At 48.7% G+C, this 23938-nt stretch carries 19 protein-coding genes; 3 read left to right on the top strand and 16 right to left on the bottom strand.

What is annotated here, in order from left to right; genetic code table 11:
- Window positions 1-622: 622 nt before the first annotated feature.
- The 13 genes from M1Q06_RS13635 to M1Q06_RS13695 form a co-directional block, all read right to left on the bottom strand.
- The gene (locus M1Q06_RS13635) at window positions 623-1813 is read right to left on the bottom strand and encodes a glycine C-acetyltransferase (protein WP_434400033.1); all 1191 of its coding nucleotides are present in this window, start codon (window positions 1811-1813) and stop codon (window positions 623-625) included.
- Between the two features lie 77 nt (window positions 1814-1890).
- Complete coding sequence (locus tag M1Q06_RS13640) at window positions 1891-3351, bottom strand: YhgE/Pip family protein (RefSeq protein WP_434400035.1); 1461 nt, start codon at window positions 3349-3351, stop codon at window positions 1891-1893.
- Window positions 3348-3806: a MarR family winged helix-turn-helix transcriptional regulator gene (locus M1Q06_RS13645; RefSeq protein ID WP_434400037.1), complete on the bottom strand. Its 459-nt coding sequence runs from the start codon at window positions 3804-3806 to the stop codon at window positions 3348-3350. Before M1Q06_RS13645 ends, M1Q06_RS13640 begins: the two co-directional genes overlap by 4 nt.
- Before the next feature lie 148 nt (window positions 3807-3954).
- The gene (locus M1Q06_RS13650; RefSeq protein ID WP_434400039.1) at window positions 3955-6066 is read right to left on the bottom strand and encodes a peptidase M6; all 2112 of its coding nucleotides are present in this window, start codon (window positions 6064-6066) and stop codon (window positions 3955-3957) included.
- A 248-nt stretch (window positions 6067-6314) separates the two neighbouring features.
- Window positions 6315-7448, bottom strand: a complete 1134-nt coding sequence (locus tag M1Q06_RS13655; RefSeq protein WP_434400041.1) for a bifunctional cystathionine gamma-lyase/homocysteine desulfhydrase — start codon at window positions 7446-7448, stop codon at window positions 6315-6317.
- Window positions 7445-8380, bottom strand: a complete 936-nt coding sequence (locus tag M1Q06_RS13660; RefSeq protein WP_404334752.1) for a PLP-dependent cysteine synthase family protein — start codon at window positions 8378-8380, stop codon at window positions 7445-7447. Before M1Q06_RS13660 ends, M1Q06_RS13655 begins: the two co-directional genes overlap by 4 nt.
- 11 nt (window positions 8381-8391) lie before the next feature.
- Window positions 8392-8865, bottom strand: a complete 474-nt coding sequence (locus tag M1Q06_RS13665; protein WP_058382886.1) for an S-ribosylhomocysteine lyase — start codon at window positions 8863-8865, stop codon at window positions 8392-8394.
- A gap of 13 nt (window positions 8866-8878) precedes the next feature.
- Complete coding sequence (locus M1Q06_RS13670; protein ID WP_434400043.1) at window positions 8879-9514, bottom strand: class I SAM-dependent methyltransferase; 636 nt, start codon at window positions 9512-9514, stop codon at window positions 8879-8881.
- Window positions 9515-9676: 162 nt separating this feature from the next.
- The gene (locus M1Q06_RS13675) at window positions 9677-10321 is read right to left on the bottom strand and encodes a YczE/YyaS/YitT family protein (protein ID WP_101191385.1); all 645 of its coding nucleotides are present in this window, start codon (window positions 10319-10321) and stop codon (window positions 9677-9679) included.
- A gap of 55 nt (window positions 10322-10376) precedes the next feature.
- Complete coding sequence (gene ybaK / locus M1Q06_RS13680) at window positions 10377-10865, bottom strand: Cys-tRNA(Pro) deacylase (protein ID WP_434400046.1); 489 nt, start codon at window positions 10863-10865, stop codon at window positions 10377-10379.
- Between the two features lie 14 nt (window positions 10866-10879).
- A complete protein-coding gene (locus M1Q06_RS13685; RefSeq protein WP_434400048.1) occupies window positions 10880-13039 on the bottom strand; it encodes a DNA topoisomerase III in 2160 nt (719 codons plus the stop codon).
- Window positions 13040-13180: 141 nt separating this feature from the next.
- Window positions 13181-13750: an NADPH-dependent FMN reductase gene (locus M1Q06_RS13690; RefSeq protein WP_121298474.1), complete on the bottom strand. Its 570-nt coding sequence runs from the start codon at window positions 13748-13750 to the stop codon at window positions 13181-13183.
- Window positions 13751-13904: 154 nt separating this feature from the next.
- Window positions 13905-15728 carry a cation:proton antiporter gene (locus M1Q06_RS13695; RefSeq protein ID WP_434400051.1) on the bottom strand — a complete coding sequence of 608 codons (1824 nt, stop codon included), beginning with the start codon at window positions 15726-15728 and terminating at the stop codon, window positions 13905-13907.
- A 158-nt stretch (window positions 15729-15886) separates the two neighbouring features.
- Between M1Q06_RS13695 and M1Q06_RS13700 the strand changes: the two genes are divergently transcribed.
- On the top strand, window positions 15887-16069 hold the full coding sequence (locus M1Q06_RS13700) for an SE1832 family protein (RefSeq protein ID WP_112231896.1): 183 nt from the start codon (window positions 15887-15889) through the stop codon (window positions 16067-16069).
- Window positions 16070-16106: 37 nt separating this feature from the next.
- On the top strand, window positions 16107-17672 hold the full coding sequence (locus tag M1Q06_RS13705; protein ID WP_434400053.1) for an ABC-F family ATP-binding cassette domain-containing protein: 1566 nt from the start codon (window positions 16107-16109) through the stop codon (window positions 17670-17672).
- 1191 nt (window positions 17673-18863) lie between these two features.
- Here M1Q06_RS13705 and M1Q06_RS13710 read toward each other — a convergent pair.
- From M1Q06_RS13710 to M1Q06_RS13720, 3 genes are all read right to left on the bottom strand, one after another.
- Window positions 18864-20312, bottom strand: a complete 1449-nt coding sequence (locus M1Q06_RS13710) for a phospholipase D family protein (RefSeq protein WP_434400055.1) — start codon at window positions 20310-20312, stop codon at window positions 18864-18866.
- A gap of 110 nt (window positions 20313-20422) precedes the next feature.
- The gene (locus M1Q06_RS13715; protein WP_121298480.1) at window positions 20423-20959 is read right to left on the bottom strand and encodes an RNA polymerase sigma factor; all 537 of its coding nucleotides are present in this window, start codon (window positions 20957-20959) and stop codon (window positions 20423-20425) included.
- Window positions 20960-21096: 137 nt separating this feature from the next.
- On the bottom strand, window positions 21097-22371 hold the full coding sequence (locus M1Q06_RS13720) for a hemolysin family protein (RefSeq protein WP_434400057.1): 1275 nt from the start codon (window positions 22369-22371) through the stop codon (window positions 21097-21099).
- 150 nt (window positions 22372-22521) lie between these two features.
- Here M1Q06_RS13720 and M1Q06_RS13725 point away from each other — a divergent pair, with 150 nt between their 5' ends.
- Window positions 22522-23901, top strand: a complete 1380-nt coding sequence (locus M1Q06_RS13725; RefSeq protein WP_434400059.1) for a dipeptidase — start codon at window positions 22522-22524, stop codon at window positions 23899-23901.
- Window positions 23902-23938 lie beyond the last annotated feature (37 nt).

Genomic DNA, 23938 nt, shown 5'->3' on the forward strand with positions numbered 1-23938 from the left:
TTCATCCACTGGGTGTAGCTTAATTGGATTTGTGAGCGTAGTGGATATTCCGATGTATGTTTCGCCCTGTGCCAGCCGCCTCCCGCTTTGGGCTGGCCTCCCGCAATGAGCCAAGAAGAACGCTTGTCTCATTGCTCCGGCTCGCCCTTGGACGCGGTTCGGCTTTTAGATTTCAATGGGTGTTGTGTGCGAGAAAGTATCGCTGTTGATTGGATGCATCCGTTGGTGGAGACGCTTAGTTGAACTTGATAGTAATAAAGATGCTTCACTGACTATTCTTCTTGTAATTATGAAGCTTTCCAAAGCTGTTTGTGCTTACTTCAACGTGTGATGAATTTCATTTCCTTTCTAAAACTAGAGATGGAGCGGAAAGGGGCGACTCCGGGAGGATTAGCGAGACAATTGAGACCCTGCAAGCGAATCCGCGAAAGATATTGAGCGTATTCGTTTGCGAAGCACGAACGTAGTGAGAGTTGAGCAGGCGGGGTTTTGCGCAGCGATCGAAGCGGATCAATGCGAGCCCTCCGGAAAGCGTCCCCTTGGAGCGAAATCTACCCAACTAATTCTTACTATTCACGCTCAAAAAACCCGCACAACTCGAATGAGCTGTGCGGGTGTGGTATTACTTGATGACATTCAGTTCTTTGCCGACTTTTGCGTAGATCTCGATCGCTTCGTCGAGCATTTCTTTCGTATGAGCCGCTGTTGGCATGTTGCGCACACGGCCAGTGCCGCGTGGAACCGTCGGGAAGACGATCGATTTCGCGTAGACGCCTTCTTCGAACAAGCGTTTCGAGAACTGCTGGGTCAATTTCTCGTCACCGATGATGCATGGCGTAATTGGCGTGGCAGAATCGCCGATATCAAAGCCAAGCTCTTTCAAGCCTTTCTTCAAATAATCGCCGTTGTCCCATAGCTTATCGTGAAGTTCTGTTGAATCGATGATTTTTTGGACGGCGGCCGTCGTCGCTGCGACGTCCCCTGGCGTTACCGCTGTCGAGAACAAGAACGGGCGTGAGCGCACGCGCAGCCAGTCGATCAATTGCTTCTTGCCGGCTACATAGCCGCCGACAACTCCGACTGCTTTCGAGAGTGTCCCCATCTGCATGTCGACTTCTTTTTCCAAGCCGAAATGCTTCACAGTGCCTTTCCCTTTACCTGTGACGCCTGAACCGTGCGCGTCGTCAACGTACGTGATCAAGTCAAACTCTTTTGCGATTTCCACGATTTCCGGAAGCTTCGCGATGTCGCCGTCCATGGAGAAGACGCCGTCTGTGATGACCATGACTTTATTGTACTGGCCGGATTCAGTCGCTTCTTTCGCTTTCTGGCGAAGGTCTTCCATATCAGAGTGTTTGAACGCGATGATTTTCGCTTTCGATAAGCGGCAGCCGTCGATGATCGATGCATGGTTCAATTGATCGGACAGGATTGCATCGTTTTTGTCCATGACCGCAGAAATCGCCGCCATATTGCAGTTGAAGCCGGATTGGAATGAAATCGCTGCTTCTGTCCCTTTGAACTGAGCCAATTTTTCTTCTAATTCCACGTGCAAGTCGAGTGTCCCGTTGATGGTACGGACAGCGCCAGCGCCGACTCCGTATTTTTCGATCGCTTGAATCGCTACTTTTTTCAAGTCTTCATCTGTTGCAAGCCCCAAATAGTTGTTTGATGATAAGTTGATCAGGTCCTTGCCGCCGATTTTAATAATCGCTCCGTTCGGCCCTTCTACCGGATCGATCTCATTATATAGGCCTTGTTCTTTCAATTCCGTTAAGTTTTCTTCCAAAAACGCATCTAATTTTTTCGACACAGTCCTCTTCCTTTCAAAAAACAAATTCTGACTCCATCTTATCACACCGGGATTTTTTCCAAAAGAAAAAGCGGGCCTCAGACGGCCGCTCCTCTTTTTGCTAATTCAGATGCTGTTTTCCGTTCTTTCTGGAAGCGGAAATAATAGACGGCCCCTAAGAGCAAAATCATCGCCAATAAAATAGCCACAAGAATCCATAATGCTTGTTCGAACGGAACATTTCCTTCAAAGCCGAAAATCGACTCTCTCAATGCTTTGATTGCATACGTCATGGGGGAATATGGGTGGACAGCTTGGAAAAAGCCATTCGTCAATTGGATCGGAAAGGTTCCTTCACTGGCACCAAGCTGCAAAACCAACAGCAAGATTCCCAGGAAGTTTCCCACTTTATCGAATGCAGCAACCAAAACAGACAAGATGAACATCCACGTATTCGAAATGACAAAGAGAATCAACAGGAAAGACCCTAGATTTTCCACAGGGATATCCAAAACTTTCAATATGAACACAGCTAATAAAGCCGCTTGGAACGTTCCCTGTGCCAATATGACCGATAGTTTACTGCCCCACCAAATAAGCAGTGTCGTCGATTCACGGTCGCGTGTCCGGAAAGGATAAATGGTCGAAAAAGCGATTGCCCCGACAAACAAGCTGAGCGCAATAATATAAGGCGCAAAGCTCTGGCCATAGTTTTCGACTTCAGTTACGGTCTCTTTATTTACCTCCACGGGTTCGCTGATGAGCTTGGCATTTGCCGTTTCAAACGCATACGCTGAAATTTCTTCCGACGCTGCGGACAACTCATCGCTCAAACTCGCTGATCCACTGCCTAATTCATCGATGCCTTGGCTGATCTGCTTGTTTCCTTCGATTAGTTTTTCAAGCTCTGCAGCCAGCGGTGAAGGCGATTGGCCGGCAAGGGCTTCCATGCCAGTCCCCAATTGCCCTGCCGATTCTGCCAGCTGCTCCGCCCCGTCCGCTAACTCCCCTGCACCGGATGAGGCTTCTTTATAGCCGTCATTCATGTCGTTTACCGTTTCAAATACTTTTTCGGTGTATAATTCCCGAACTTCGGAAGCTACTGCCGTTTCCACGGCCAAGATGCTTTGGTCCGCAATCGATTTACCAGAATAACTATAGCCTGGATTGGTTTCCACATCCAAAGCCATTTCCTTCGGCTCGTCAGTCAAAAGTGAGGAGGCATTACTCGAAAAATCTGCGGGCAAAGTAATGGAAGCATAATAATCCCCTTTTACCACGCCTGCATGTGCTTCGTCACTTTCGACGAAATGCCATTCAAAATCATCATTGCCTTTAAGCTCGGCCACAATCTCCTCACCGATTTGAATGCTTTCCCCTTCTAATTCAACTTCTTGGTCTTCATTGACGACCGCAATTGGAAGATCCTCCGTTTTTCCGTATGGATCCCACATAGAGGTCAAGAACGAAGCGCTGTAGATAACCGGTAAAAACATGACAGCGATTAAAGAAATAATCAGCATTTTTTTCGAGAAAACCGTTTTCAGTTCATGAATCATTGTTTTTCGCCATCCTTTTCCATTTTCAAACAATTGACGATTTCATCCAATTGGCTAGTGAACTTTATGATTTCATCGCCTGTAAAGCGTTCAGCCAGCAAATCATTCAGATTTTCAAAGATGACTGTCTCGCTAATCACCAATAGTTCCGTTCCTTTTTGAGTAATTGAAATGGCTTTTTTACGTAAATCCTGATTAGTCAATATGGCAATCAAGCTATCTTGCTCCAATTTCTTGATCCGGTTGGAAATGGCTGTTTTAAAGACTCCCTGGATATCCGCGATCTCACTTTGGGAAATGGCTGGATTTTTTTTGATGATCCGCAAAGTCTGCAATTGTTGCGGAGAATAGGCTTTTAACTCTTCATGATTAGCGAATATATCTGCTACATATGCATTTACTTCCAAAATGGCTTCACTGAATTTCGAGTACGCCGTGAATAGTTCCTGAGACATTAGTATACCCCCTGTACTTATTTCTTTTTATAGTACACCCGCTGTACTATATATTCAAGTATTTACTTCGCTCTTTGCTGTAACGATGGATCTAGCTGTAAAAAACACAGCAAAAAAAGAGCGGGCAACTGCCCGCTCTCATCATCACTTATTTTTTGTTATTGCCTTTTCCTTTACCTTTGCTTTTATCTTCTTTGTACAGTACTTCGTACGTAAATTCTTTTGCTTCTTTCTGGTCTGGCGCTGCTGCATAAGAAGTGATCATTTTCAAATTGCCTTCACGCAGCACTTGCTGCAAGTCGAGTGCTTCTTTTTCCGTTACATTGTACGGATCGACATTGAAGACGCGCTGCTTGCCATTTTTCTTCGTTTGAATGAATGTCGTTGTGAAGTCGACATACTCGCCTTTCAACTGGCCAAGCGACTGGAATGGCTCTGTCGACGTTCCATCTGCCGTGAAGCTGCCTAGTTCGATGTTTTTCACGAACCAGCCTGCTTCGTTGGAACCCCAGTCCGTCAAGTTGCGGAACGAGACCAATACGTCTTGTCCTGCGTATTCAGCCAAATCGAATGTTTCAGTAGACCAATTTGTTTTCTCGCCTGTGAAGCCTGGCAAATTCTCCTTGATTGTCGGGTAGCCTTCTTCCACTACATCGTCGCGTGTGTTTTCGTTGCCGAGTGATTTCCACGTTTCGCCGTTATCCGTAGACACTTGAACTGTCGCGAAATCCCATTGCTCTTCGATATTGTAATAATGCTCAAAGCTCAATGTCGGGTTTTCAGCTGGTACTGTTGCCCCGAAGATCAAGGCTTGGTCTGCTTCGTCGCCATTGTTCGCATGAAGCACTTGCTCAGAAGCGTCAAGCGGATTGGCGACCGTTTCCCATTGCAATGGCAGGAAGTCCACGCCGTCGAACTTCATGCCGCGCACTGTGCGGTCCAAGTCGAATTCCTTAAAGTCGCCGCCCCATGCCGGAACGCCTTCTTTTTCAAAAGTTTTCGCTTTCTCGAAATCCACTGTTTTGCCGCGGACGCCGTCACCGACTGGCAGTTCGCGCAAATCAATGCTGTCGAAATTATAATCAGGGCTGATTGAACTGTCATCGAGCGTCAATGCCGTCATGAAGTCCTGGTAGAGCTCAGTGAATGTTTTGTTAGTGCCGTAGTCTTCGAGTACTTTATCTACGCTTGCCATGCCTTGAGTCGCGCCGTCTGTCGCCAGTTCACGGATGAACTCCTGGCCGAACTTATCGTACATATAAAGCGTGAACAAGTAGACCTGGCCATAGTCTGCAATCGTTTCAGGTCCTGTTGCCGCTGTTCCGTGCTCATCCCAGTTGACGAGCGAGTTTTCCGGGTGGTCCAAATAGAAGTTGATCGATCCTTCGCCGTGGCCATAGCCGCCAAGGAACTCAGAGAATGTTGACATCCCTTCGTTGAGCCATGTTTCTTCTGCACCGTCATTGTCCGCTTGGATCAAATGCTGAAGCTCGTGGATCGTTGTGCCAAAGAACGTGCTTTCCAAACGCGTTTCCCATGAATTCGTATCGATCGTGATGATATTGCGGTCCGTATAGTTTTCAAGCGTCTGCCAGAAGAAGCCGGCTACGAAGAACGGATAAGATGGATTGTTCCAGCCTTCGTCCTGGACGTTATCGACAAGCATGATCACTTTATCCGAACCTTCGTAATACCCTTCCGGAAGGCCAACCATGCCAGGAAGCGGGGAATTCGAGCCATCCAGCGAATCCGGTGTTCCGAAGAAGTCGGTCGCGACAGGATAGATGTTGCTATCGAATTCATCTTTCAATTTATCCACTTGCGCTTGCGTGACGATGTCAGCGGGTTTCGGGTTGTTTGGCCCGTAAGCTAAATCATTGGCGACCCAAATTTCTACATTATCGCCGACGCTGCGGAGCGTGAAGTCTTTAAATTTTAAATTGCGATTTAGGAACTGCTTTGTGCCGCCGTCATATGTGAAATGTTCGCTTGCTGCAGCATTTTCACCACCGTCGGCTGTTTCATCGTTCAATGCTCCAGCTTGGTCTTTGATGCGCTGCTCTGCTTCTTTTTGGAACGATTCATCATTCGTTAACCGGTTTAATTCTTGGTCGATATCGATGCGTTCGCCGTAGCGATCTTCATCCCAAGCGCCGAGTGACGGCAGCTCCTCAACCGGTGCAGCACTTGCTGCTGGAGAATAAAGCGAAAGCGCCAGTGCGCTCGCTGATAGAATCGGGAACCATTTGCTTTTTTTCATGAATATGTATCTCCTTCCAGAAATATCAGAATATTTTTTCTTTCTAAAGATTACCACTTATTTCGGTCTTGCTGAATAGGGTAAACTATTTATTTCGTTACCCGAAATACAGGATATTGGTTACACCTACGTTGCGCATTCACTAGGTAAATTATATTAATATTCTGATTTGGCAGTCTTTTAGTTTTATTAAAATCTATAGAATTCCATTAAAAAAAGCGGGCATCTGCCCGCTTTCTTTTAAAAATCTATGCTAATGCTTGCTGCAAGTCTTCTATTAAATCTTCCACATCTTCAATTCCAACCGAAATACGCACCAAGCCTTCTGTGATGCCGAGTTCTGCACGGCGGTCTTCAGGAATCGAGGCATGCGTCATCTGCGCCGGAACGGAGATCAGACTTTCCACCGCACCCAGGCTTTCCGCCAAGGTGAAGTATTTCAGTTTGGCCAACAAGTCATCCGCTTTTTCTTTGCTGCCGACGTCAAACGAAATCATCCCACCGAAGCCCCGTGCTTGTTTTTCCATCAAGGCTTTGCCTGAATGGTTATCGAGCCCAGGATAAATGACCGCTTCAACCGCCTCGTGCCCATCCAAAAACTCCGCAATTTGCTGGGCGTTGGTATTGGTCTCTTCCATGCGGATGCCGAGCGTTTTCAGTCCGCGCATCAACAGCCACGAATCTTGCGGCCCAAGAATGGCGCCAACAGAATTTTGGACGAAATGCAATTCTTCAGCCAGTTGCGCCGTATTAACTACGACAAGACCTGCGACGACATCGCTATGACCGCCGATGTATTTCGTTGCGCTATGCAAGACGATATCCGCCCCAAGCGAGATTGGGTTTTGGAAATAAGGCGTCATGAATGTATTGTCGACAATCGTCAACAGCCCGCTCCCTTTGGCGAACGTCGCGACTGCTCCGATATCCGTCACTTTCAACAACGGATTGGTCGGTGTTTCAATAAAGATCGCTTTCGTATTTTCCTGTACGGCAGCTTTCACTTGCTCCAAATCACCCGTATCGACGAATGTAAATTCGAGCCCGAAGCGGTTCAGCACTTTGTTCATCACGCGATAAGTTCCGCCGTACACATCATCCGTCAAGATGACGTGGTCGCCTGCTGAAAACAGCATCATGACAGAAGAAATAGCCGCCATTCCCGAGCCGAACGCAAAACCGGCGTGGCCGTATTCGACATCTGCAATGAGTTCTTCAAGTGCATGGCGCGTTGGGTTGCCGGTGCGTGAATATTCATAGCCCTTGAACTTCCCGACTGCTTCTTGTTTATAGGTACTCACTTGGTAGATCGGTGTGGATACGGCGCCTGTCGCTTCGTCTCCGAAGATGCCGCCATGGATCAATCTTGTTTTCGGTTTCATTGTTGTTCCTCCTTAAAAAGAGCCCCGTAAATGTCCTGACTCAAGTAACGCTCGCTCGAATCGGCAAAGACTGTCGCGATGGAGCTGCCAAATGGGGCATTTTCTGCTTCTTTTAGCGCTGCTACAAACGCTGCACCCGATGAACTGCCGACGAGCAACCCTTCGCTTTGGGCAAGTTCAGCTACTGCGGCGAACGCGGCTTTATCAGTAATGGTGTGGATGGTACCGAAATACTCCGTATCCATAAACGGCGGAAGCAATTCCATGCCGATGCCCTCAGTTTTGTGCGGGCCGGACTCGCCGCCATTTAAAATCGATCCTTCCGGTTCCACGATCACCGTTTTGATTTTCGGGTTTTGTGCTTTCAGAAAACGCGACGTGCCCATAAACGTACCGCCGGATCCTGCACCAGCGACAAAGATGTCGATCTTGCCGTCCATCTGCTCCCAAAGTTCAGGGCCAAGCGTCTGGACATAGGTGTCCGGATTGGCGGCGTTTGCGAATTGCGCCGGCATGAACGCGCCTTCTTGCTCAGCTATTTCAGTCGCTTTTTTGATGGCGCCTTTGATGCCATCGGCGGTCGGCGTATTGATCACTTCAGCACCTAATGCACGCATGAGCGTTTGTTTTTCCATGCTGAACTTTTGCGGAACGACCAGCTTCAGGCGATAACCTTTGCCGATTGCCGCAATCGCGAGTCCGATGCCCGTGTTGCCGGCAGTCGGCTCTACAATCGTGCCGCCCGCTTTGAGCTCTCCGTGTTTCTCCGCGTCAGCAATCAACGCTACACCGAGTCGGTCTTTGACGCTGCCACCCGGGTTGAAAAATTCCAACTTGGCGAATATCCGGCAACCGTTCGGAATCGTGCTATGTGTCAACTCCAGGACCGGCGTACGGCCGATCAATTGCTGAATCTCTGTTGCGTATTCCATGCTGATTCCCCTTATGCAGTTTCTTCTTTGAATACTTGGCGCCACTCGTCTTTTTTCGCCAGCATTTCTTTAGCTAGTTCATGTGCGCCTTCTAAGCTATGGCTTGCTGCCCAACCGCATTGCACTTCGTTGCATGCTGGTACCTCGTCTGCCGCAATGACATCCGTCAAAGTCGCTTCGAGAATGCGTAAAATGTCTTCGTAGTCATCGTGGTTAATGACTGACAAGTAAAAGCCCGTTTGGCAGCCCATTGGCCCGATGTCGATAATTTGGTCCGAATGGTTGCGGCTATGCTCCGCCATCATGTGCTCAAGTGAGTGAAGCCCCGGCATATCCATATGTTCTTTGTTCGGCTGCTTGAAACGGATATCGTATTTTTTGATGGTATCTCCGTTTGATCCTGTTTTTTCACCAGCTAGGCGGACATAAGGTGCCGCTACTTTTGTATGGTCTAGGTTAAAGCTTTCTACATTCATTTTTTTCATTGGAATCTCCCTCTCATCGTTTAGTCGCATCGATCAAAAATACATAGTCATTTAAGCGTGTAAATATAACGTCAAATCCATGTTCCTGAAAAATCATTTCCAATACAGGCACAGTTGTATAATGTTCGCGCTTCAAGTCTTCGACAAGATTCGCATGGCCTTCCCCTTCTTCGTAAACGATGCGCCCGAGTTTGGCCTCAGCTGATTCGAATACGGTATCGGCGAAAACGATTTTCCCGCCCAAAGGCAATAGCTCGGCATATTGCTGAATTGCCTGAGCTTTTTCTTCATCCGTCAGATGATGGAAGGCATAACTGCTGACGAAGCTGTTCGGCTTTTGAGGCAAATCAAATACCAAAAAGTCGCCATCCATTATATCGAGCTCAGGAAATTTTTGTGCGGCTACGTTTCTCATGGCGCCATTCGGCTCGATGCCAGTTACGGTATGCCCTTCTTGGAGAAGTGCTGAAGTCAAATTGCCTGTGCCGACGCCAAATTCCACAACTGGCTCCTTAGATTTCTTCGCGACCGCCGATAGAATCTCCTGGTAATTTTCGAAAACTGCTTTATATTCCGGGTCATGCCCACTTACCGAGTCATCATATGTGTGCACCCATTCATCAAATATCTCAACAAATTCTCTTCCCATATCGGCACTCTCGCTCTCTTGGATGTTATTTTAAACTAAACCAATAATGTTACTTGGTTTTATTTATAACATATGCTATTGTCTAGTTCAACTGCCAGGTTTTTTCTGGGTTCATCAGAACCATATATAAAAAAGACCTAGCATCCGCCAGGCCTTTCAACTTTATATTTTCAACACCGGTGGAACGTCTTTTTGATGCTTTAAAATGAGCCATTTCAATAAAGATTCACATTGCACGAGTGATTTCTGTACAATCCTGCCGATCAATAGTGCACTCACCACGGTACCGATTCCCACAGGTCCTCCGAGCATCCAACCCAGAAGCGCAACAATCACTTCAATCGCTGTCCGGATGGTGCTGACGCTGAACCCTGTTTTCTGAACCAAGATCAGCATCAAGTCATCTCGTGGGCCAGCTCCCATTTTGGGTGAGACGTACATGCCGACACCATAGCCCATCACAAAAATCCCCGCTATAAAAATCAGGATTTGCCCGATTAGCGAATGGATATCCGGGAGAAGGAAATTGAATAAATCGATAAACAAACCGATCAGCAGCATATTTAGCCACGTCCCGAACTGGGGCCATCTTCGGCGCACGAGAGACGTAGTGCTGATCAGTGTAAATCCCGCAATGATTGACCACGTGCCGATTGTCAGGCCGAAATTCTCGTACAAGCCGACATGCAAAACATCCCACGGCCCGATGCCGAGACGATAGCCTTTGATGGTCATGGAGATTCCGAGGCCCAGCAACATCATGCCGAACAGGAAAAACAGCCATCGGTAATACATAGATACTTTCATTCTTTATCCTTCTTTCTTCTGAATCCTATACGCCGGAGCAGCGAACAGGAAACACTTACGGCTTCACCGTCAATTCCGCAAACTCACCTCGTGTTGCTTTCAGCAAGTCTTCCGGTGCCAGTTTCAACTGTGCCCCGACTTTTCCGGCAGAAACGATAATTTCATTCAACTGGGAGGCTTGTTCGGCGACGAATGTCCTGAACGGCTTTTTCATGCCGAACGGGGAACAGCCTCCGCGCACGTAACCCGTGAGCGGCAAAATCTCTTTGACCGGCACCATCTCGATTTTCTTTTCGCCGCAGGCTTTTGCGGCCAGTTTTAAATCCAGCTCTTCGGCGACCGGCACGAGAAATACGTAATGATCCTTGGAGGACCCCGCTGCCACGAGTGTCTTATAGACAGTCTCTACAGGTGCTCGGATTTTCGCCGCAACCGATACCCCATCGATTTTCCCGTCATCGGTGCTGTACTGAAGCGGCTCATAATCGATTTTTTCACGGTCCAATATGCGTGCGGCGTTGGTTTTTGCTGCTTTTTTCGCCACCTTGCCCCCTCCTGTCAGTCGTTTTGCTCGAGCAGTTTCTTCAAGGCATCCGCCATTGCCGTGTTTTGCGGCGGCTCGTCTTGTTTCTTCAAATACTTGTTAACATCTTTCTTGTTTGCTTTCGATTGTCCTGCTTTTTTGCGTTTTTCAAATGCTGATAATTTTTCACGGTGTCCGCATTTGCAGACGAACATTTTATTGTCGCCATCTCCGACCATGTCCATTCGTTTATGGCAATTCGGGCAGCGGGCATTCGTCTGCATCGAGACGTTTTTCTTGAAGCCGCATTCGCGGTCTTGGCATACGTGCATCTTGCCGCGTTTGCCATTCACTTCAAGAAGCGGCTTGCCGCAGTCCGGGCACATTTTGCCGGTGATGTTATCGTGTTTGAATTTCTTGTCGCTGGATTTGATCTCAGCTACCGACTTTTTCGAAAAGGCGACCATTTCTTCCATGAACTGCTCTTTCTTCAACTGGCCTTTGGCGATTTTCGTCAATTGCGTTTCCCAATCCGCCGTCAATTTCGGTGATTTCAAGTCTTCTGGGACGAGTTCCAATAGCTGGCGCCCTTTCGACGTAATCGTCAAGTCCTTGCCTTTTTTCTCGATCAGGAAGCTATTGAATAATTTGTCGATAATGTCGGCACGCGTGGCGACAGTTCCGAGGCCGCCGGTTTCACCGAGCGTCTGGATCAGCGCTTTCGATTCCCCCGCCATGAACTGGGCCGGGTTTTCCATCGCCCCAAGCAAAGTTCCTTCATTGAAGAATGCAGGCGGCTTGGTTTTGCCTTCGGTCAAGGTGATGCCTTTCAATTCCACGGCCTGTCCTTGTTCGAATGGCGGCAAAGTCGACTCGCCTTCCTCGTCGGCGTCGCTATAGACACGCTTCCAGCCATCGTTGCGGATCGTATTGCCTTTTGCCTGGAAGCTTTCACCTGAGACATCTAGCGTAACGGTCGTCCGGTCGTATTCATGCTGTGGCAGGAAGACGGCCAGGAAGCGGCGGACGATCATATCGTACAATTTGTATTCCTTGTCGCTGAGCTCGTGGAGCATCGGTGTTTCTTCAGTCGGGATGATGGCGTGGTGATCCGACACTTTTGCATCGTCGATGACGCCTTTTTGCGGAACGCCTGCACTTTTCAATGCCGTGTTCGCAAGCGAACGGTATTCCCCGACCTGTACCGCTTTGATATGCTCTTTTAACGTGTCTTTCATATCGCTCGTCAAATGCTTCGAGTCCGTACGCGGATACGTGACGATTTTATAGCGTTCATAAAGGTTCTGCAAAGTATTGAGCGTTTCTTTGGCGGACCAGCTATAGCGTTTATACGCTTCTTTTTGCAATTCGGTCAAATCGAATAGTGGCGGCGCCGGTTGTTTTTTTGGCGTGATTTTCACGTCCGTCACCGTGCCTTTATTCGCTGTATCGAGCTTGCCGAATAAACGGTCGATCCGCTCTTTATCGAAACTCTGCGTCGATTTCCCGTCCGTCCAGGTGAACGATGCATTGTCGCTGATTGCCTGAAGGCCGTAATAAGGTTTCGGCTGGAAGTTGCGGATGTCTTGTTCGCGCTGCGCAATCATCGCCAGTGTCGGCGTCTGCACGCGGCCTGTCGACAATTGGGCATTATGCTTCACGGTCAGTGCACGCGTCGCATTGATGCCCACCACCCAGTCGGCTTCCGCACGGGCGACCGCCGCCTGGAATAAGCTTTCATAAGCTTTGCCGTCCTTCAGGTTTTGGAAGCCGTCTTTGATCGCTTTATCGGTGACAGATGAAATCCATAGCCGCTTCACCGGCTTGTTGACTTTCGCTTGTTCCAAAATCCAGCGGGCGACCAGCTCCCCTTCACGCCCTGCATCGGTCGCGATGATGACTTCTTTCACATCGCTGCGGTTCAATTGCGCTTTGACTGCATTGTATTGCTTCATGGTCTGTTTGATCGGGACCAATTTGAACGGCTCCGGAAGAATCGGCAGGCTTTCCATCTTCCATTCTTTCAAGTCGTTATTGTATTGTTCCGGTTGTGCATGCGTCACCAAATGGCCAAGTGCCCACGTGACGATATATTGTTTGCCTTCTAGAAAGCCGTTTCCCTTTTGGGAGCATCCGAGCACTCGCGCAATATCACGTGCAACGGATGGCTTTTCTGCAAGAACTACTGATTTCATAAGCTAAAACCCCTTTTCTACAGCGTCTAGTATAGCATCTTCTCCCCGTTCTTGGGGAGGATGCGCATTTGATCGGCCTTATGCCTTTTTCAATTAAGTTTGGTATTCAGGCCGAAAAAAAACCTCCCGAGGGAGGTTTTTTTAATGGTCGTCGATATCGATTGTATCTTTTGAAAGATGGGTGCTCATTTCTGCATATTGCGCAAACACACGTGCAAGTTCGCGCAGGCGGTCATGGACATCGTCATTGATGATGGCATTCGTATCATCGAAATGGCTCGTATGTGTATAGACGTAGTTCGGCGTCACGAGGCAGCGGAAATAATCAAGAATCGGTTTCAGCTGATTCTCGATAACCAAATGATGCTGATACGTACCGCCGTTAGCGACGATCGATACCGGTTTGTAGCGCATCGTCCGGGGGTGCAGCATATCGAATGCATTTTTCAAGACGCCTGGAATCGAACCTTGGAAAATCGGCGAAGCGATGATATAACCGTCCGCTTCTTCAAAACGCCGCACCATTTCACGCATACTGTCGTTGTATTCCGCGTTCGGGCGCCCATCTACGAATTGATGCTCATATTCGCTCATGCTCAAAATGCTCAGTTCCATCTCCGGATTCGCTCGCTCGAGATAGACTTTGACCTGTTCCAATACAGCGCCGGTCTTGCGCCCCAGTATCGTTCCATCCACTAATAAAATCTTCATGATCCTGAATCCTCCTTGACTACGTGTAAGCGGGCAGCGGAAATCCACTGCCTTTTCCTATTGATTGATCTGGTGCAGTGCATGCTGCAGCTATTGTTTATCATAGCAAAGACGCATTCTTCTTGCGTACAGATAGGGCTTATAATGAAAGATTTCATTCTTTAGTCTGAGAATCCTTTTTGATGCGTTTTGTTTCCAAACGTTCCTGAATGCGGTCGGAATCTCGCTCCGGCCCAGTGAAGCTGATGATGGTATCGCCTTGCTTCGGCTCCAGCACTTTATCGGAAGTGAAGAACTCAATGTTTCCTTGTGCCGTTTCAATGAATAACGGAATCGTATTGGCTGACCATCTCTTATTGAATTCCTCATAAGTGAAACGCTCCGTCAATTTTGTGGAACGGATGGCGTAGCCTTGCTCTTCCTTCTCATCAAGCACGTGAATGTTCCAGTCTTCGGTGAAAAGGATTCGCCCGCTCAATGAAGCGTGGAAATCGGCAGGGTCCCCTTGGTGAAGCGCCGTCTGATACAAATTGATGCGCCCCATTTCCGGCACGAAGTTATTGACGACAAGCGCGTTAAACGAATCCGTCTCCGAAGCGACGAGCATTTTCTCGTAAGGCGTCAAATCCACTTCGTATTCCGTATGCTCGGAAAGGATGTTTCCGACATAAGTCTTGATGCCGATTTGGCGCGCTTTTTGCAGGCGGCCCCAGGAATCATCGACGAGCAGCACATTCTTCTCCATATCATACAGGGCTTTCGCCATCGCAGTCGTGAACCTGGTGGCCCCGATGATGATGATCCCTGGATCTTCCGCTGAAGCCAAACCCAATTTGCGGCCGACCCAGGTGATGGAAAATCCATGCGCAACTACCGTGGAGAATACGAGCGCAAAGGTCAGCGCGGTCAAAAGTTCCGCATCTTCAAATCCGGCATCCAATAAGACACTGGCAAAATACCCCGAGACAGTCAACGCGACGATGCCCCGTGGGGCGATCCACCCGACCAGGGCTTTTTCCTGCCAGCTCAAGTCGGTACCGATGGTCGCCAGCCAGATGGATAGCGGCCGGACGATAAATAACATGACCAACACAAATGAAATGATGGACCAATTGAAGATTTCGAACAGCACATCCATGCTGAGAGAAGCCGTCAGCATCAAGAACACGCTGGAAATCAAGAGAATGGACATTGTCTCTTTGAAATGGCGCATGTCATTGATCGAGGTGATGTTCATATTCGCCATGACCATCCCCATCGCCGTAACCGCTAGCAAGCCGGTTTCGTGCATCACGATATCCGAGATGACAAATGTCAACAGCACGACGCCGAACACCATCGGCGATTTAAGGAATTCCGGGATTTGGCCGCGCTCGAACATCCAGCCCATCCCAAGCCCTGCCCCTGCGCCGATTACCGTCGCAAACAGCGATGCCAGGAAGAATAGGCCGAATGCTGCAGCCGTTACATCCCCTTCTGCAAATAACACGAATTGGAACGCAAACAAAGCCAGTAATGCACCGAATGGGTCGACGATGATGCCTTCCCATTTCAATAAGGCTGCCGGCCGGGATTTCAGCTTGGCTTGGCGAAGCAACGGCATGATGACAGTCGGGCCGGTCACGATGAACAAGCCGCCGATGACGAACGAAACTGCCCACGAAAGGCCGGCTACATAATGCGCAGCCAAGGTCCCGCCTGCCCAGGCAAGCAAAGCGCCGAATGTAACGATCCGCCACACCGGCTTATTGAATCCGCGGATCTCCTTGAAATTCAAGTTCAAGCTGCCTTCAAACAGGATGATGGCAACAGCTAGCGACACAAGCGGCCGGAATAATTCCCCGAAACTCTCTTCCGGGGAAATCACGGCGAAAATCGGGCCGATCAATAACCCCGCAATCGACATCAACACAATCGCTGGAAGGCGGAGACGCCAGGCGATCCATTGCGACAGAACGCCGAGGAAAATAATTAACATGAGATCAAACAATAAACTGTCGATGGCATCTCACTTCCTTTTTCATTTTTTGTTATTATAAAGGAGTTATAGTGCGCAATGAAAGCGAGAAGCCGAGCGTATCGATTTAAATTTTCTCTATTTGTGGTACAATACAGAGAAAAACTAGGGTGATTTTGTTGAACAAGCAGGAAATCGAATACGCCATCGCCGAACTGAAGAGCGATTACGTACGCCAACAGGGTGATATTGAAAAACTGGAAACGACCGGCCACCATAAAATGGTCGATAAAGCCGAAGAACGGCTTGAAAAAATGGAACAGCGTCTTGCGGAATTAAACAAAAAACTCGCGGAACTTTAACCGCGGTTTTTTTTATGGAAAGTGGAGGAACATATACATGAGTTTATTGACAGTAGAAAACCTGAGCCACACATTCGGTGACCGTACTTTATTCAATGACATTTCTTTTCGTTTAGTCGAAGGGGAACATGTCGGGCTTGTCGGGGCGAATGGCGTCGGGAAATCGACACTGATGAATATTTTGACGGGCAAGCAAATCCATGACGAAGGCAAAGTCGAATGGCAACCGAAGACACATTACGGCTATTTGGACCAGCACACACAGCTGGCGCCTGGACGCACCATCCGCCAAACTTTGCAGGATGCCTTCTTGCCGCTTTATGAAAAAGAAAAAGAATTGAACGACATCGCCATGAAAATGGGCGACGCCGATCCAGAACAGCTCGAAACTTTGCTTGAGCAGATGGCGGAAGTGCAGGACGCACTCGATGCCGGCGATTTCTATACTTTGGACGTCAAAGTGGAAGAAATCGCACGCGGGCTCGGACTCGATGCTATCGGGCTTGAGCGCAGCGTCGAATCGCTTTCAGGCGGACAGCGGACCAAGCTTTTATTAGCCAAACTATTGCTGGAAAAACCGAAAGTGCTATTGCTGGATGAGCCGACCAACTATCTGGATGAAGAACATATCCAGTGGCTCGTCAATTACTTGAAAAACTATCCGCATGCTTTCCTGCTCATCTCGCATGATACGGAATTCATGAGTTCAGTAACTGGGGTTATTTTCCACTTGGAATTCTCCCGCCTGAACCGCTACACCGCCTCTTACGAAAAGTTCATCGAGCTTGCGGAATTGGCGAAAAAGCAGCATCTCGAAGCTTATGAAAAACAAGAAGACATGATCAAGAAAACCGAGACCTTCATCGCAAAAAACAAAGCGCGCGCTTCGACTACCGGACGCGCGAAATCACGCCAGAAGCAATTGGACCGCATGGACCGCATCGAAAAACCGGAAATGGCGGCCAAACCGCAATTCGCCTTTAAGGAAACACGCAGCCCAAGCCGCTACGTTGTCGAAGCGGAAGCGCTCCGCATCGGCTACGACAAGCCCTTGTTGCCGCCTTTGTCGTTCATGATCGAACGTGGCGAAAAAATCGCGCTCGTCGGCATGAACGGTGTCGGGAAATCGACTTTGCTCAAGACGATGCTCGGCAAGATCAAGCCGCTTGATGGGGACGTCATCCGCGGGGAATACTTGACGCCTAGTTATTTCGAACAGGAAGTCAAAGCACCGACGCATCGCCCGATTGACGAGATCTGGGATGCCTATCCTTCAATGGACCAGGGCCAAGTGCGCGGCGCCCTTGCCCGCACCGGATTGAAGAGCGAACACATCGGCCGCCCGATGAACCAATTGAGCGGCGGCGAGCAAGCGAAAGTGCGCTTGTGCAAATTGATGCTTGAAGAAAGCAATTGGCTGATCTTTGATGAACCGACGAACCACTTGGACATCGATGCGAAAGCCGAACTGAAGCGCGCGATGCAAGCCTATAAAGGCACAATCGTCCTCGTCAGCCACGAACCGGATTTCTACGACGGCCTTGCCACGAAAGTCTGGAACGTCGAGGAATGGATCGAAGCCGGCAAGCAGAACGAAGAATAAATTTAAAAACCGCTGCACACGTGAAATTTCGTGTGCAGCGGTTTTTTGATGCGGAATTTTGTGTGTGGAATCGTTCCTAAATTCTATTTTTGCTTCAAATCGCTAGTCGCCGCCTGGCTTTGGGTTGGCCTCTTGCCGCAAGCCAGGAATAACACCTGTCTTACAGCATCGGCTCACCCTTTTACGCTGGCCGGCATGAAGATTTCATTGATTCCGGTGCGTTTAAATAGATCTGCTTCTTTAGGTAGTTGCCGGCTAGTGGGGAAATCGCTTCCCTGGTCTAGTTTCGACTGAGATATTAGAGTTTGTTTGTGGAATCGTTCCCAACCTCCATTTTGCTTCAGCTCACTAGTCGCCGCCCTGCTTTGGGTTGGCCTCTGGCAGTAATGAATTGGCGAAAGGAAGTTGAGCCAATTCATCTGTGATGCTTGAGCGTAGCGAAAGTTGAGCAAGCCGTTTTATATGATGATTGGATGCAGCTTTCACTTACTGCTTCGGCTCACCCTTGGCGCTGGCCGGCTTGAAGACTTCATTGATGGGGGTGCGTTTAATCAGATCTGCTTCTGTACGAGTTGCCGGTTAGTGTGGAAATCGCTTCCCTGGTCTAGTTTCGACTGAGATATTAGAGTTTGATTGTGGACTCGTTCCTAACCTTTATTTTGCTTCAGCTTATTAATCGCCGCCCGGCTTTGGGTTGGCCTCTTGCAATAAGCCAGGAAAAACGCCTGTCTTATTGCATCGGCTCACCCTTGGCGCTGGCCGGCTTGAAGATTTCATTGATTCCGGTGCGTTTAAATAGATCTGCTTCTTTAGGTAGTTGCCGGCTAGCGGGGGAATCGCTTCCCTGAATCTAGCGACTGGCAAGCAGATTATTGAATAGAAGGTTTTTTATTATGTGAGTGGAGAATCGTGACATCATTTCCTTCTATCTGAATGAAGCAAGTTACAGAGTGTAGTGCTTTTTCACAACTTCTTCTGAGTGGACCGAAGAAATGATTTTTCGCTCTAAAATAGAGACGGAGTGGAAGGGGCCGACTCCGGGAGGATCAGCGAGACAATTGAGACCCTGCAGGAGCGCAGCGACGAAGCGGCTCAATGCGAGCCCTCCGGAAAGCGTGCCCATGGAACGCAGTCGAATAGCACAAGCTATTCATACTTACTCTGTTTCTCATATTACTTACTTATTTATTTTCAATAAGTCGTCAGCTTGAAGAGTTTTTGGAAGTTATAGATGCCGCGCTGCCAGAAGGTGAAGTCGTCTTGATATTCTTCTACATCCAGCGTATAAAGAGCATCTTCATTGTCCCAAAGCCGGTCGAAATAAGTGTTGAGATCCCCGACCAGTTCGCTGTCGGTCGGCGCTTTGATCAGGATATCCGCTTCCAGGTTATAATCCCTTAAGGCCCTTTCTGTCAGATTGGCTGCTCCGCTGACAATGACCGTTTCTTCCTGTTTCTTGATCATTGTCGCTTTTGTATGGAATTGCCCGATCACAGCGTTGTACCAGCGCACTTGCATTTCATCATCGGTTGCGGCGCGCATTTCGTGGACCGCGGGGCGGTTAGGCAACCCGGTCTTTTCGTTTCCGAATGCGTTCGCATTGGGGTCCAGCACGAGCCGGACATCCACTCCCCGGTTGGTAGCCTCGACCAAGCTGTCCATAATATCGCTTTCGGACAAATAAAACATGGCCATGCGGATGCTGTCGCCCGGCTCGGTATCATTGATATGCTCCAGCAAAGCTTTTTGCACTTGGCGTTCGGTGACGTATTGAACACCGTACTCTCCCTGCTGTTCAGGCGCCTGTGCCCGCGGGAAATCGGGGCCTCCAGACATGTGGGATACCGCTTCTTCAGCTTCGAGCATATCGTCTAGTACAGGCCCGCTCACCCGAAAAGCCATATTGCCGTGGAAGCCACTTACGTTATGCGGATTGGCGGAGCTGACAATCGCCTCTTTTTCAGAAATGATGGTTTTGCGATGATTCGCCTTAACATTCATCAACTTCATATAGGACGAGAGTGTCATATCGGGAGCATCGCTCGACATCCCATTTTTTATCCAGCCTTTTCCGTCGTTATCGAACCACTGGAAAATCACCCGGTACAGCCCTGAATATAAAGGCATCGAATCGCGCAATTTGTCAAGGTCTGTTAGGATGACTTCTATCCCTTCCGCTTCAAGTGCAGAAAGAAGGAGGCTGTCGTACGACCCATAACCCGTGTTCAACGGGTCCGAAATAAAATAAATTTGAAAATCCGGATTTTCCTGCTTTTTTGCTATCAAGTGATCGGCCAAACGTTCCGCAATGGCAGGAAACTCTTCGTCCTGGTCATTGAAATTATCGAATAAGAAAAAATCGAGGACTAAAAATTCGTCCGCCCGATTGATCAAACCGTTAATTTCATCAAAAATCCTCATTTCATGTTGCAAGCCCATGCCGTTTTTATCCTGCGCAAAACTGAGGTCATAAATCATCTCCACTTGCTCGGCACTGTGCAGCTCGCCTGCGAATGACACGCCTTCCGGCAAGGGTTTAAACGTATGCCAAATGATGACAATTATGTACAGCGCAGCAAGCACTCCCACGACACCCATGATAATGCGTCGACGCTTGCTGTAATTCTTGATTTTTTTCATTAAGTTCCCGCCCCTTTGCTTCATTATAAGCGGAAGGGCCACAGAAAAATATCAGTTATTATTTTCCATATAAAAACCCCAGCCACTCTTCAGCTGGGATTTCGGCAATATTAAGCAATTACTACATATTCGCGGGTTCTTACATCTTCCATAAGCATGTCTTTCAAGCGCTGTTTGCCTCGGTGCAGGCGGGATTTCACCGTACCGATCGATACTTTCATCGTCTCTGCGATTTCAACGAGTGAATATTGATGGACGTAAAAGTAAACGATCGTCGTCCGGTAAATCGTATCCAGTTCCGAAATCTTGTGGCGGATCATGACAGAGACATCTTGTTTTTCCAATAATTCAGCTGTCCCAGTCTCATCAGTTGGGATCAAATCCAGAAGAGAGACGTCGAGTCCTTCCGGCTGGTTGGCGATGTGTTTGCTACGGCGCACGTTTTTGCGGTAGCGGTCACGGAATGTATTCATGCAAATGGTCGTCAACCAAGCTTTGGCGTGGTCGACTTCGGCGATTGATGATTCATAGCGTACTACTTTCAGCCATACTTCCTGCATCAAGTCTTCTGCTTCGGCTTTGTTGCGGGTAAGTTTCAGGCATAAATGATAGATATAGCGGTTATATTCGGCATATAGCTCTTCCATCGGTGTTACCTCCGTCCGGTGATCTTATGCCCTTATTGTGCCTGAGTTTCGGCTTACGCTCTATCGTTCCCTCTTTCAGTCTCCTTACAATGTTGTAAGAAATAAAAAAGCCGCCCCACATTCGGGACGACTTTTGCTTATTGTCTTTTGGCTGCGTTTTCGCTGATCGTTTCCCGTTCTTCAGGTTCAGCGAGTTTTGTGATCGTCAGCCGCTCGATGCGGTTTCTGTCCATTTCATTGACGACTACGTGCAAGTTTTCGTAAGTGAATTCTTCGCCGACTTCCGGCACATGGCCAAGCTGCTGCATGACAAAGCCAGCAATCGTGTCATGGTCTTCCGGCACTTCGACTCCGAACATTTCATTGACATCTTCAATTTCCAGGCGGCCATGGCATGACAATTGGCTGTCGTTGATTTCAAAGACCAGTTCATCGTCTTCGGCGTCCGTCTCGTCTTCAATATCCTGCCCGATCATTTCCTCGATAATGTCCTCGTGTGTCACGATCCCGAGCGTTCCGCCGTATTCGTCCAAGATGACGGCCATATGCTTTTTCTTCGCCATCATCAATTTGAATACTTTCTCGACGCTCACCGATTGCACGACGAATAATGGGTTGTCATCCATCAGTTCCGTTAAGGTCAAGTTCGGGTTCATCGACCATTCGATGAGCTTTTTGGAATAGAACAAACCGACAACATTGTCCATGCTTTCTTCGTATACGGGATAACGCGTGTACGAGGAATCCAAGATTAAATCACGGACTTCTTCATAAGTCAGGTCAATCGAAATGCCGACCGTGTCCGTGCGGTGTGTCGACATGACATCCGACACGTCCTTATGCGGAAAATCGAGCACGCCTTTAATGCGCTCCGATTCGTCCGCTTCAAACGTTCCTTCAGTCGACGCGATATCGACCATCGTCCGCAGCTCTTCTTTGGTCATCGTCGCTTCTTTGACGCTGCCTTTGGAGATGATGCGGATAAAGATATTCGTGAACTGGGCGAGCAGCCACGTCAATGGTTTAAAGATCACTACCAGAAATCCGATGACCGGCGCTACGATATATGCGATTTTATCCGCAAACGTCGCAGCAATGGTCTTCGGCAGCACTTCACCGAAGATGATCAGGACAACCGTCAAGATGGCTGTCGCCAACCCGACTTCCCATCCTTCCGTAATGGCGATCGTCGTGACGAGTGTAGGCAGCATGATATTGGAAATATTATTACCGATCAAAATAGTCGTAATCATCCGGTCCGGCTTCGCGATCAATTTTTCGAGCTTTTGGGCTTTGACGTCCCCCTGCTCCGCGCGAAGATGGACCTTCATCCTATTAACTGCCGTGAGTGCCGTTTCGCTTCCCGACAGGAAAAACGACATGATCAGAAATAAAGCCAATGCTATAAACAAATTTACTTCCTCCAGTAACATGCATATCAAATTTTTTCGATCTGTTTCCGTATTATCCATAATACCACAGCAATTTTCCTCTTGTCGAAAAGGACAACTTAGCTATGCTATAATTTCCACATACTAAAAATACTGGAAAGCAGGGATTTTATGAACGCCACTCAAATCGATAAGTACTTCAAAGATCACCGCCAGGCCCATCTCGAAGAATTGAAAAGTTTTTTGCGCATTCCATCGGTCAGCTCCCTTTCCGAACATAAAGCCGATATGCAAAAAGGCGCGGAATGGCTTATCAAATCGTTGACTAAAGCCGGGCTTGAAAATGCCAGCATCGATGAAACCGACGGCCATCCCGTGGTCTACGCAGACTGGCTCCATGCCGAGGGCAAACCGACGATTCTTGTGTACGGCCATTACGATGTCCAGCCGGTCGACCCGCTTCACTTGTGGGAAACGCCGCCGTTCGATCCGCATGTGCGCGACAATAAATTGTATGCCCGCGGTGCGAGCGACGATAAGGGCCAAGTATTCATGCACATGAAAGCAGTTGAAGCACTTCTTCATTTAAACGGCGAACTTCCCGTCAATATCAAGTTCATCCTCGAAGGCGAAGAAGAGATCGGCAGCCCGAGCTTGCCGAAATACGTCGAAGACAATAAAGAAAAACTCGCTGCTGACATCATCGTCATTTCCGACACCGGCATGCAAGGTCCAGGGCGCCCAGCTGTCTGTTACGGGCTGCGCGGGCTTGCGGGTATACAGATCGACGTCAAAGGCCCTAAAGGCGATTTGCATTCCGGCCTTTACGGTGGCGCTGTCCAAAACCCATTGCACGCCATTGTGGAAATTCTCGAATCGTTCCGCGACAAAGAAGGCGTCATTCAAGTCGAAGGCTTCTACGACGATGTGCGCCCCGTCTCGGACGAGGAACGCGCGGAATTCGCCGCACTTGATTTCGATTTGGAGAACGAAAAGCAGGCAATCGGCATCTCAGAAGATTTCGGTGAGAAAGGCTACTCATTCGTCGAGCGGACATGGATCCGCCCAACACTCGAAGTCAACGGCATCACCGGAGGATTTTCCGGCGAAGGCATCAAGACCGTCCTGCCGGCAGAAGCCAGCTCAAAAATCACTTGCCGGCTTGTTCCAGACCAGGACCCGGATGACATCATCGCCAAGCTGAAAGCGCATGTTGAAGCGCATAAACCAGCAGGTGTCACGGTCGGCATCACCGAATTCGATAAAGGCAAGCCGTTCCTGACGCCATATGACCATCCGGCCATCCAGGCAGCGGGCCGCTCTTATGAAAAGATCTACCAAGTGCCGACCGCCTTCACGCGCATGGGCGGGTCGATCCCGATCGTCGCTGCGTTCGATGAAATTCTCGGATTCCCTGTCGTCTTGATGGGCTTCGGACTTGCGTCAGAAAATTTCCACGCGCCGAACGAACATTTCCATTTGGAGAACTTTGATAAAGGGCTCCGCGTGATCAGCGATTATTTGTTTGAAGCGTCAACACTAGGCCAATAATCTTAATAGCCTCCCCTGATTTGGGGAGGCTATTATT

The organism is Planococcus sp. 11815 (assembly GCF_051096385.1).
GTDB classification, from domain to species: Bacteria; Bacillota; Bacilli; order Bacillales_A; family Planococcaceae; genus Planococcus; species Planococcus citreus.